This window comes from Tropicimonas sp. TH_r6 (genome assembly GCF_033101155.1).
Lineage (GTDB): Bacteria > Pseudomonadota > Alphaproteobacteria > Rhodobacterales > Rhodobacteraceae > Tropicimonas.
In genome coordinates this window covers 1-11,052 of record NZ_JAWMPX010000055.1, presented here as the reverse complement: position 1 = coordinate 11,052, position 11,052 = coordinate 1, and the positions used below count along the sequence as shown (strand labels likewise).

9 protein-coding genes are annotated in these 11,052 nt (G+C 60.8%); all 9 read right to left on the bottom strand.

The genetic code is table 11. From position 1 onward, the window contains the following. Window positions 1–43: 43 nt before the first annotated feature. Window positions 44–1,144 carry a mandelate racemase/muconate lactonizing enzyme family protein gene (locus tag R3X27_RS24915; protein ID WP_317711618.1) on the bottom strand — a complete coding sequence of 367 codons (1,101 nt, stop codon included), beginning with the start codon at window positions 1,142–1,144 and terminating at the stop codon, window positions 44–46. Window positions 1,145–1,178: 34 nt separating this feature from the next. Further along, window positions 1,179–1,574 carry a cupin domain-containing protein gene (locus R3X27_RS24910; RefSeq protein ID WP_317711617.1) on the bottom strand — a complete coding sequence of 132 codons (396 nt, stop codon included), beginning with the start codon at window positions 1,572–1,574 and terminating at the stop codon, window positions 1,179–1,181. Window positions 1,575–1,647: 73 nt separating this feature from the next. After that, window positions 1,648–2,100 carry a cupin domain-containing protein gene (locus tag R3X27_RS24905; protein WP_317711616.1) on the bottom strand — a complete coding sequence of 151 codons (453 nt, stop codon included), beginning with the start codon at window positions 2,098–2,100 and terminating at the stop codon, window positions 1,648–1,650. A 75-nt stretch (window positions 2,101–2,175) separates the two neighbouring features. After that, window positions 2,176–3,612 carry an aldehyde dehydrogenase family protein gene (locus R3X27_RS24900; RefSeq protein WP_317711615.1) on the bottom strand — a complete coding sequence of 479 codons (1,437 nt, stop codon included), beginning with the start codon at window positions 3,610–3,612 and terminating at the stop codon, window positions 2,176–2,178. Between the two features lie 59 nt (window positions 3,613–3,671). Then, window positions 3,672–4,631, bottom strand: coding sequence for an ABC transporter permease (locus tag R3X27_RS24895; protein ID WP_317711614.1), 960 nt, complete (start codon window positions 4,629–4,631; stop codon window positions 3,672–3,674). 34 nt (window positions 4,632–4,665) lie between these two features. Beyond that, window positions 4,666–6,207: a sugar ABC transporter ATP-binding protein gene (locus tag R3X27_RS24890; RefSeq protein ID WP_317711613.1), complete on the bottom strand. Its 1,542-nt coding sequence runs from the start codon at window positions 6,205–6,207 to the stop codon at window positions 4,666–4,668. After that, window positions 6,204–7,148, bottom strand: coding sequence for an ABC transporter permease (locus R3X27_RS24885; RefSeq protein WP_317711612.1), 945 nt, complete (start codon window positions 7,146–7,148; stop codon window positions 6,204–6,206). The genes R3X27_RS24890 and R3X27_RS24885 overlap by 4 nt, the downstream gene beginning before the upstream one ends. Before the next feature lie 75 nt (window positions 7,149–7,223). Continuing rightward, entirely contained in the window at window positions 7,224–8,174 is a 951-nt protein-coding gene (locus R3X27_RS24880; protein WP_317711611.1) for a sugar ABC transporter substrate-binding protein, read from the bottom strand. A gap of 2,065 nt (window positions 8,175–10,239) precedes the next feature. Next, window positions 10,240–11,052 (bottom strand): hypothetical protein (locus R3X27_RS24875; protein ID WP_317711610.1); only part of this gene is annotated, 813 nt, incomplete at its 5' end.

Here is an 11,052-nt window from a genome sequence, read left to right as displayed (position 1 = left end):
CCCCGCTTCTCTGATCCGGCGTGACGGGGGGCGACCGCAGGTCTCAGCCGTGCATGGACCGGTGCGCCGCTTCCAGCTTGTCCCAATCGAATGTCACCCCGATACCCGGCAGGTTCGGGGCCACGGCCATGTGGTCCTCGATCACGAGCGGCCGGGTTGTGTAGCGGTCGATCGGGAAGGAATGCACCTCGAGCCAGCCTCCGTGGGCCTGCGAGGAAACGAGGCTCACATGAAGCTCCTGCATGCCGTGGCTACACACGGGAATACCGGCCGTCCGGCTCAGCTCGGCCACGCGCAGCCAGCCTGTGACGCCTCCGCAATTGCTGGCATCCGGCTGCACAAAGCTCAGGCTCGCATCCTCGAAGGCATATTCGAACTCGTGGATCGTATGCAGGTTTTCCCCCATTGCCAGCGGCATGTTCGTCTCGCGCGCAATGCGGTCAAACCCCTTGTAATCGTCCGGGATCGTCGGCTCCTCGAACCAGAGAAGACCGAACGGCTCGAATGCCTTCGCCGCCTCAATCGCCTGATCGACGCCCATCGAGTAGTTGGCATCGACCATGAAAGCGGTCTGCGGACCGATCAGCTCCCGCACCGCCCGGATGCGCTGCACATCCTCCTCGAGGTTCGGCTGGCCGATCTTGATCTTCACACCGTTGAATCCAGCGTCCAGGTAGCCGCGGATCGAGTCCAGCAGCTTGGGGAGCGGGAAGTTCAGATCGATCCCGCCGCAATAGGCCTTGCAGCGATCCGTAGCACCTCCGGCAACCTTCCAGAGTGGCGCACCAGCCGCCTTGCAGCGCAGATCCCACAGGGCGATATCGATGGCGGAGATGGCAAAGGAGGCAATACCGCCGCGCGCGACGTAATGCACATGCCATTGCATCGCATCGTGAAGCGCATCGATCGGTTCGGCCGCCTTGCCCAGCAGGAACGGTGCGAGGTCATGTTCGATCATTGCCACGACAGCGCGCCCGCCCTTGCCACCGGTATAGGTATAGCCGGTGCCCTCGGTACCATCGGCAAGCCGCACCGTCGCAGTGACCAGCTCGAAATGGGTGTGATCACCATGTTTGGCGTCTGTCAGCACCTCGTCCAGCGGCACATCGAAAAGCCGGACCTCCACTGCTTCGATGATGTTCATTCCTGCCTCCCAGGTTGATGCGGCCCTGATTGCATCAGGCCGGCGCGCCGTAGAAATCCACGCCGAACCAGACAAAATCCTCGTCGCTCTCGTTGATCCAGCCGTGCCGCGCGCCGGGCGGAAAGACGACCAGTGTCCCGGCCTCGAAGGGGACCTGTCCGGTCCGTTCTCCCGCCAGGTCATAGAGCACGAGATGCCCCCTGCCCGAGACCACGAAAAGCGCGGTGTGGAAATCGCCCGCATGAACCGGGACTTCCGCCCCGGGCGGGACGATCCCGCGGCCACATTTCGCCCCGACCTCCTCGATCTCGGCACACACCCCAAAGGTGAAATTCAATGCCTCGTAGGGTTCCAGATAGTCGGAGGGCTGTTTCTCCGGGATCAGGACCCCGCCTTCTCCCGATTTCAGAACAAAACTGTCGCCAAGCATGACCACTCCTTGATTTGGGTATCGAGGCCCATTGCGAGGCCTCCTGTGCAGTTCCGGAAGAGGCGTTGATCGCCTATTCCTGTTTTCCGGGCAGATCTATTCCGAACCAGACGAAATCCTCGTCGCTCTCCACGATCCAGCCATGCTGTGCGTTGGGAGGAAAGATCAGGAGCGTGCCGGTGGCGTAAGGCATCGTGCCAGTCGGCTCCTGCGCCTCGTTGAAGAGCGTGAGCTGGCCGGTGCCGGATTCGACATAAACCGCGTAGAGGTTCGGCCCTGCATGAGCAGGCACCTCCTTGCCGGCAGGCACAACGCCACGGGCAAAGGTGACGCCAGCATCCGGCAGTTCGGTGAAAACGCCATAGGAGAAGTTCATCCCCTCGATGGCCTGCATTTCCACGGCGGCTTGCGCCTCGGGCGTCAGCACTCCGCCGTCGCCATATTTCAGGATAAAGGTTTCTCCAGCCATCGCCGTTCCTCCAGTCATGGCAAGGGTCATCGCAGCCGCAAATGCGATGCGTCTCATTGCTCGTCTCCCAGGTTGCGTTTCTTGAGTGGCGCGGACGGACCGACCGCTCGCGCGCCTACCGGCCCCGGAGGGTCAGTATTTCATGTAGACCGTGCGTTTCTGCAGGAAGCAGTCGATGCCATGCACCCCATCCTCGCCGCCCAGGCCCGAAAGCTTGTGACCGCTGTGATAGCCCTGGATGTATCCGATGATCCCCTGGTTCATGAAGATCGTGCCGGTCTCCATGCGCTGGATCGCGTCCTGCTGGATCGACGGGTTCTGCGTCCACAAATAGGCCGAGAGGCCATCGGGGCGGGAATTGGCAATCGAGAGCGCTTCCTCGTAGTCGCCCACGCGCACGATCGGCAGGACCGGTCCGAAGGTTTCCTGCGCGACGCAGGGCGTCTCCGGCCTGGCATTGAGCAGAACCGTCGGCTCGTACCAGTTGCCGGTCTCGAACTCCGCCCCCTGGGGGCGATTGCCGCCAAGCGCAATTTCAGCACCACTGGCAACGGAGTCGGCGACCAGCCGCTCGGTGCGGTCACGGGCTGCGGCGGTGGTCATCGGTCCCATTCCGGCATTGGCCATCGGGTTGCCGGGCTTCACCTTGGCAGCATGCGCCATCACCTTCTCGGTGAACTCATCGGCCACCTCTTCCTCGACCAGGACAGCTTCGGCACAGATGCAGACCTGGCCGCAATTGGCGTAGCGGGCGATGGAGGCAGCTTCGGCAGCCTTGTCGATATCGGCGTCTTTCAACACCACGAAGGGGGCGTTGCCGCCGAGCTCCAGCACCAGCGCCGCGAGATTCTCCGACGCGGATTTCGCAATCGCCTGCCCGCCCGGCGTTGAACCGGTCATCGAGACAAGACGCGTAATGGGGGAGGTCACCAGCTTCGAGGCCATCTCGATGCCGGTGCCGCTCAGCATGTTGACCACGCCAGCCGGAATGCCCGCCTTGAGCACGAGCTTGCAGAACTCAGACGCCGTGACCGGCGTCACCTCGTTCGGCTTGAGGATCATCGTGTTGCCCGTGGCAAGCGCCGGACCAAGTTTCCGTCCGATCAGCGCCAGCGGGTAATTGTAAGCGCAGAGCCCGATGGTCACACCATAGGGGACACGATAGATGAAAAGCTGCTCGTTGGGCTGATCCGACGGGAAGATATCGCCACGCAACCGACGCGCCGCTTCGGCAGCGTAGGCCATGTAGCGGATCGTGTCGTCAACCTCGAAGCCGGCCTCGGCCAAGGTCTTGCCTTGCTCGCGCACAAGCAGGTGGGCGAAACGCTCCTTCTCTGCCTTGAGGGCGTCGCAGAGCTTGTAGAGGTATTCGGCGCGGGTCTGCGCGGGCAGGAGCGCCCAGGTCTTCTGCGCCTTGTAAGAGCTTTCGAGGGCGGCCTGGGCGTCTTGCGCTCCACAGTCGGGCATTTCGGCCCAGAGCTCACCATTGGACGGGTCTTCGACCGAAAAGCGCTTTCCGGACGCGCTGTCGACCCACTCGTTGTCGATGAAGCAGCGGTAATATTCCATCCTGATCCTCCCAAGGCATGGTCGCGACGCCGCAGCGTCCCTGTTCGATAGTCCGGGGCTCAGCCGGGAATGGCAGCCCCCTGAATGCGTGCCGCACGCGCCGCCTCGACGGCCTTTTGCTGGCGCACGGCGGAGATACGGTCGACGGCGACGGCGGCGAGAAGGACCGAGCCGCGCACGATGTCGTAGATGTAAGGCGACGCGTTCATCAGGTTCAGGCCATTGTCGATCAGGACAAGGAATACCGCGCCAATGACAGAGCCGGTGACCGTGCCCGATCCGCCCGTGAGCTTCGTTCCCCCGAGGATGACTGCCGCAATCACCGTGAACTCGATGCCGATGCCGATCCCCGATTGCAGCCCGCCGACCCGGGCCAGAAGGATCAGCGCGGCGATGCCCGTGACAAACCCCGAGGCCGCGTAGACCGCAATGGTGACCCGGTTCACCGGCAGGTTGGATTCCGTCGCAGACCGCGCCGAGTTGCCGATGGCACGGGTGTAGACGCCGAAACGGGTGCGGGTGAACGCATAGTCACCGATGACGAAGACCGCGATCAGGATCAGGATCGGCACCGGGATCGAGAAGATCTTTCCATTGCCGAGAAAGCCCATTTCGCGCGGAACCGGGATGTTCTGGGCGCCCGTCAGGTGGATCGCCGCGCCACGATAGATCGAATAGGTCGCCAGCGTCGTGATCAGAGGCGAGATCCGAAACTTCACCACAAGAACACCGTTGAGCGCCCCGAGACCCGTCGCGCAGGTCATCGCGGCCGAAAAAGCGATCAGGTAGCTCTCCGTATCGATCATCAACTGGGCAAAGAGCGCCGAGGTGAAGAACAGGATCGCACCGACCGAAATGTCGATACCCGCCGTCAGGATGATGAAGGTCATGCCGATGGCCATGATCGCGGTGACGGAACTCTGCACCAGGATAGATTGCAAGTTGGAGAGGGTCAGGAAGACCGGGGAGACCGCCGTCAGGATGCCGGCCAGCACGATGGTCGCGACGGCAATTGCCATCCATTTCTGCCGTGCGAACACTCTGCGAATTGCATCAGGCATTGCCGTTGCTCCCGTTCCCGGCACTCGCGGCCAGCGAGATGATCTTGACCGAGTCATAGGCCTCGCGCTGGAACTCACCCACGATATGCCCCTTTCGCATGACGAGCAGCCGGTGCGTGGTGTGCAGCAGTTCCGGCAGGTCAGACGAGACGATGACAACCGCCCTGCCCGCCCGCGCCAGCTCGGCAATCGTTGCATGGATGTCGAACTTGGCTCCAATATCGACACCCTTGGTCGGCTCGTCGAAAATGAGGATCTCGGGCGCCATCGAGAGCCAGCGGCCAAGAAGCACTTTCTGCTGGTTGCCGCCCGACAGGTCGCTCACGTGATTTTCGATGGAGGGCACGGAGATGTCTCGTTCCCGGACCACGTCCGATGCACGCGTCTTCTCCCCCCTGAACCCGATCCCCCTCAGGCTGCGCGTCACGAAGTTGAGTATGGCTGCGGCAGAGAGGTTCTCCCGCACCGGGCGATTGAGGAACAACCCGTTGGTGCGGCGGTCCTCGGGCACATAGCAGACGCCGCGCGCCTTCATCGCCTTGACCGTTATGGGCGAGACCTTCTCTCCCTTCACGAAGACATCGCCCGTTGCCGCGCGCAGGCCGAAAATCGCCTCGGCGATCTCGGTTCGCCCCGCCCCCATCAGGCCGGAAATCCCGAGAATCTCGCCTTTGTGAACGGTGAAGTCGATGCCGTCGAAATCGATAGCGGACAGCCCCTGGACCCGCAGCGCTTCCACCTCGCTTGGCGGATGGAGATCGATCTTCGAATCCTCGATCGTGCGTCCGACCATCATCTCTTCGAGTTGGCGCTGCGGAACGTCGGAAAGGTAGCCGCCGCCGACCTGCTTGCCGTCCCTGAGCACGATGAACTTGTCGCAGACGCGGTAGATCTCCTCCATGAAGTGGGAGATGAAAATGATCGCCACGCCACGTGCTTTCAGCGTGTCGATAATGGCGAAGAGCTTCTCGCGCTCAACCGCGGTCAGCGAGGTCGTCGGTTCGTCGAGAATGAGGACCCGGTCGGCATGAAGCAGCGCCTTGGCGATCTCGACCACTTGCTGACGCCCGGAGCCGAGGCTCTCGATGGTCGCCTGCGTGTCGATCTCGATTCCGAGGAACTCCAGTTGCTCTCGCGCGATCCTGTCGGCCTCGTGCCAGTCGACCCGCGCCGGCTTGCCCGGCAGATCGCTGATGCACATGTTCTCGGCCACAGTGAGCGAGCCGAAAAGCGAAAGTTCCTGGTGCACCGCAGATATCCCGTGGGCCGGCCCGTCGATATGCGGCACGACCTCGCCCTCGACCAGGATCTCGCCGTTGCTTGGCTGTAACAGCCCGCAGAGCATGTTCTTGGTTGTCGACTTGCCCGCGCCGTTTTCTCCGACGAGACCGATCACCTCTCCGGGATGGATATCGAAGGAAACGTCATCCACGACCGTCTTGCCCGCGAAAGCCTTGGAAAGGTTGCGGACCGAGAGGACAGGCTTGGCGTCCGTGGCCGCAATGGTGTCGGCGGCTCGGTTCATCATCATCATACTGCCCTCTGTCCACTGAACTTCATCGCCAGCCAGGTCCCGAAGAAGATCAGGATGCCTTGAATGATGAGCTGGTCGTAGAAGGGAATTCCGACAAGGTTCAGCCCGTTGGTGAGGATCGCCAGCAACATCACACCGAGGACAGTGCGCTCGATGGAGCCCTCCCCACCGGTCATTGCCGTGCCACCGAGAACAACGGCGCCGATGATGATCAACAGCAAGGTGTCACCGACGCCGGGAATGGCGTTGCCGAGATTGGCGATCGAAATGAAGCCGGCGACCCCGGCCAGCCCACCCGCCACCAGGTAGACGCTGAACTCGATGAAGGAGACGTTGATCCCCGCGTAGCGCGCCGAGTTCGGGTTGGAGCCGACCAGCATCACCTGGCGCCCCCAGGTCGTCTTGCCGAGGGCAAACACCGAGACAAGCACCAGGACCAGACCGACGATGGTGACGGCCGGGATGCCCATCCAGGACATGAAACCGAAATCGAGCACCCAGAACGGCGTGCCCTTTACCGCGATACCCTGGCTGAGCACAAAGGCGATCCCGCGGGCAATGAGCTGCGTCGCCATGGTGGTGATGAACGGTGTCAGCTTGAAATACCCGATGAGGATGCCGTTGACGGCACCGAACACCATGCCGACGGCAACCGCTGTCACCAGTCCGAGGGGAACGCTGTTCGTCTGGGCCATGACAATGCCGGCGACGACGGCGGAAACCGATATGACGGTCGAGATCGAAAGATCGATCCCGCCGATCAGGAAAACGAAGGTCATGCCGATTGCCGCGATCAGGACGACCGCATTGGCGCCAAGCATGGCTTCGATGTTTCCCGATGTCATGAAGTAGGGAGAAAACAGAGAGAATGCGACCGCCAGGGCCGCGATGATAGGGATCGCGGGATAGGTCTTGAGGGATGCCAGTGTGGATTTCATCATTGCCTGAAGCTGCCCCGGATTGGTCGCGATGGAGCGCGCCGGACCTCCGACGCGCTCATTGTCTTGAAGGGTCGCCTATTTGGCGCCCCAGATCTTGGCCTTGTTCGCTTCGGCGTCGGCGCCGGTGTAGAAATCGCCCGGGATCACATTGGTCCGCTCGACCTCCTTGCCATCGAGGATATCGGCGACCAGCGCCACTGCCTTGCGACCGGTGGCTTCCGTACCCATCACGACAAAGCCGTCGGCAACACCCTTGACCACCGCCTGGTACCCATCGTTGGAACCATTCACACCGGTCACGACCACATGGCCGTCTTCCCCAACAGGGACGATCTTGCCGAGATCTGCCAGGACGGTTTCGACACCAGGAATGTGGGTGTCGGTCGCAGCAAACACGGCCTTGATGTCGGGGTTGGCCTGGAAGGCGTTCTGGGTACCGGAAAGAGCCCGCGCGGAATCCCAGTCGGTTGGCACTTCGATCAGCTTGACGTTTTCAAGGCTGGCGATGCCTTCGCGGAACCCCTTGGAGCGGTCGATTCCGTTCTGATCATTGAGCGCGCCGATCAGTTCGACGATGGCGATTTCGCCGTCGACACCCTTGAGCGCCTCTGCTGTGTGTTCACCGGCGAGCCGGCCATCCCAGATCGAGTCGGGGCCGACAAAGGCCTGAACGACGCGGCTGTCGGGCAGGTCCCGGTCATAGGCCACAACCGGAATCCCGGCCTTCTTCGCCGCCATGAGTGCGCGTTCGATCGTGTTCTGATCGACGGCACAGACGAGGATCGCGTCAACTTCCTGCGTGATCAGGGACTGGATCTGGGCGTTCTGCTGCTGGGCGTCGCCATCCGCGACCACCTCGACGACCTCGTAGCCGCGATCACCAGCTTCCGCCTTGATGCCATTGTTCACGGCCACGCGGCTTTCGAACAGCTGATCGACCGAAAGACCGATCTTGATGTCTTCAGCCCAGGCTGCGGACGTCATGAGCACTGCGGTCGCCGCCAGGGCGCCAAAGATTTTCTTCATGGTGAGAAACCTCCCGTTTTCGGATGCGACGAACAGGGTCGCGGTAAAGCTGCCCGGCTCGATTGCCGGAACTCGACAGCCACGCCTCCCTGCGCCGCCTCGACGATTTCATATAGGCAAGTTATTTGCACCCACGCAACACAAAACTACCAGACGGACTTCCGTTGACCATCGAGAACGCAGTCGCCACGCCAAACTGCACACGCAATAGTGCATACATTGAAAAAACCCAACAGATCCAATTTATGTTATTGAATTTAAATACAATTAGCCCACACCCCGTGATCAGATCCGCTTGTGTGACGCAGCAACCGGTGGGATTTCGAATCACACGCCGGCATTGAACGGGCCACCCCTGGGCCCATACACGCCTCCCCATGGGACACCGACAAAGCGATCAAGACGGTTCACAAGAGCATTCTGTACTGCCTCCGGATCGCCACGTGCAGCACGATGGGCGAGCCGCCTGCCTTTAACCTCCTGTTCGACCACTAAGCCGTGGAACGGGGCTCCAGCAGGCTTTTCTTCTACGAGCACTGGCGCAAGGAATCCGATGTCTGGGACATCCACATGAACCAGCCATATTCGACGGAGACCGGCGGGCTGGTGAGCGAGGCCGTGGACGGCCAGTGGAGAGCTACATGTACTTCGTCAAGGAAGTGATCTGAATGCGAACCATTCGGCAAGCGGGTTGGCGGAAGCCCCGGCCGCGTGCCGCAAAAACTGACAATAGGTGTCAAAGATGAAGCTTCCGCGATCTATCCTCGCCGCCGCCTTGACGGTGGTAGCGGTGATTGCGCCGCCTGCACTTGCGCAGCAGATTGTAGACGCCGGGATCCAGAACGCAGTCGTGCGCCGGGAGCGCCCGGTTCTTGCGTTCAGAATCGAGAACACGGACCTCGGCCGCAATGGTCACCGATGGCCACTTTGTCTCCGCTATACAATCAAAACACGTCCCCTCCACCAGAAGCAGGAACAGGGGAGTCGGGCAGGTCAAAGACATTCCAGGTTCACTCGTATGAAACGGACAGGAAGCTATAACTCGCCACCCTACAACCTGTGGTTCCACCCTCTGGAATTCCCTTGCCAACTGGCACAGTGTACGTAACAAGCGTTGTCACACTGCGGAGTCGCAAGGGAGTCGGAATTGATTTCCCGTTTGAGTTCAGCAGCTTAGAAATGGGTCTCCGGCCCCTACCGCCGGAGCCAACTATCTCAAATAGTTAGCAGAATCTCTGCAAACCATGGCGTTCCCCATGGTTCGCAGGTGGTTCACATTCGAGCCTGCTGGGCAATTCGTGACGCTTGCGCTGCCTGGCTTACGAACTGGAGTCGCAGTGCTGGGCTGATGCTCGGAACAACGGGCGCTATCACGACGCCCACGCCCCCATCCGAATTTCCTTCAAGTCGGCCTGCCAGATCTGCGGGGTTGTCATTGCCCCCGCCCGTCCCGTCGTGTGGTTGACCCAGGGGGTGGTTGTCCAAGGGGGGTGGAGGCTGGGCCCCTTACCAGGAGTCCCGCCAATACCTCGGACCTGTTTTTTGGTTGTCAGCGGCCAGCGAATACTATGCTGCCTCGCGCGCCGTCCGTGCCCCGTTGTTCCGCCCCGTCTTGCGCCCCGACAACGCTGGAATCTTCCAGCCCAAGGAAGCGAGCATCCTCATTCGATCCAGGGTCGCGTCGTATTCGACAGTCCCGACGCCTGGCGCGTACGAAGGAGTGGTTGGAGAGAAGTCGGGGGCAGGGTTGGCCTTCGGGCCTGATCCCGTGGTTAGGCAGCGTCAACGCAAACTAGTGTCGTCACATTGGTGCCACGCCATCTCGGCACCTGCCTCGCCTTGACGACCATAACACCAACCAAGCAAATCCAGAGCCTCTTGCACGTCGCTGCGCCCCCCACAGGCAGTCCTCTGGGCTTCCCTCTGCTCTTCGGTGGTCGGAGTAGTTCCCAGACAGTAGGTGTCGAGGTTGCCCCAGGCTTGGAGCAGGTATTCGACACTGGCGAAAGCCGGTGGCGCTAGGACAGATTGAACCGCAAACAAGGCGGATGCTACCAAATGGCTTTTAGTGCCCATACCAATTTACCCTGATTGAGTCGTCTTTGGTCCACGGGGACCAACCTTCCCCAATTGAACCGCCGCCCCAAAAAACCGCAACTCTTCCGAATCCGAAGTCGTACTCCAGAGGGGTCTTGGTTCGCATCAGAGCCAACGTCTTCCGAGCCGCCCGTTCCAAACGCTCAGCTTCATCGAGATTGACGAGTTCTGCCCCTTTCCCAAAATGATCTCCTAGCCCCAACCCGACTTCTTCCAATCCCAGAACATAAGGGAATGCTTCCGCAAATGCTGAAGCGGCCTCCATGGTCAAAGCATCGCCTGGGATTTCGGACAACTTCATAGAGATCAACTCCACCTCAAAAAAACCTTCCTTGGCGGATATCCCCGAGTACGATCCGACACCGAGCTCGATCTCTCCCCCCGTCTCTAACAGCCCTTGTTGACCGCAACCAATGAAAGTGAGCTCAAGTGTCAGATGTCCGACGCTCGCGTCTTGTCCTGCCGGTGACGTGTGGAAGTAGTCGAACTGATACATAACCTGCGACTCGTCATGTTTCCGGCCATCGTGCGGATGCCAGACTCTCCAATCGAACGGGCATCGTAATGCTGGCCTTAGCCTGTAGACGATCAGGCCGATCTGGAGACCTGGGTAGATCCCCTTTCTTTCCACAAACTCAACCAGATTCTGGATTCTCTCGACAGTGGTCTCTTCCGGCTCAGTTAAACCGTAGCCGGACCAATCCATTGGAGCTATTTGAAAGAGGTCACCATACCCGCCCGGCACTTGATCGCCGGAAGCTCGCGACTGCCCAGTGGTCTT

What these genes read in the sequence shown, in the direction of transcription:
- R3X27_RS24900 (WP_317711615.1), bottom strand. Translation starts at nt 3,612, where the DNA reads ATGGAATATTACCGCTGCTTCATCGACAACGAGTGGGTCGACAGCGCG.
- R3X27_RS24890 (WP_317711613.1), bottom strand. Translation starts at nt 6,207, where the DNA reads ATGATGATGATGAACCGAGCCGCCGACACCATTGCGGCCACGGACGCC.
- R3X27_RS24905 (WP_317711616.1), bottom strand. Translation starts at nt 2,100, where the DNA reads ATGAGACGCATCGCATTTGCGGCTGCGATGACCCTTGCCATGACTGGA.
- R3X27_RS24880 (WP_317711611.1), bottom strand. Translation starts at nt 8,174, where the DNA reads ATGAAGAAAATCTTTGGCGCCCTGGCGGCGACCGCAGTGCTCATGACG.
- R3X27_RS24895 (WP_317711614.1), bottom strand. Translation starts at nt 4,631, where the DNA reads ATGGCAATTGCCGTCGCGACCATCGTGCTGGCCGGCATCCTGACGGCG.
- R3X27_RS24910 (WP_317711617.1), bottom strand. Translation starts at nt 1,574, where the DNA reads ATGCTTGGCGACAGTTTTGTTCTGAAATCGGGAGAAGGCGGGGTCCTG.
- R3X27_RS24915 (WP_317711618.1), bottom strand. Translation starts at nt 1,144, where the DNA reads ATGAACATCATCGAAGCAGTGGAGGTCCGGCTTTTCGATGTGCCGCTG.
- R3X27_RS24885 (WP_317711612.1), bottom strand. Translation starts at nt 7,148, where the DNA reads ATGATGAAATCCACACTGGCATCCCTCAAGACCTATCCCGCGATCCCT.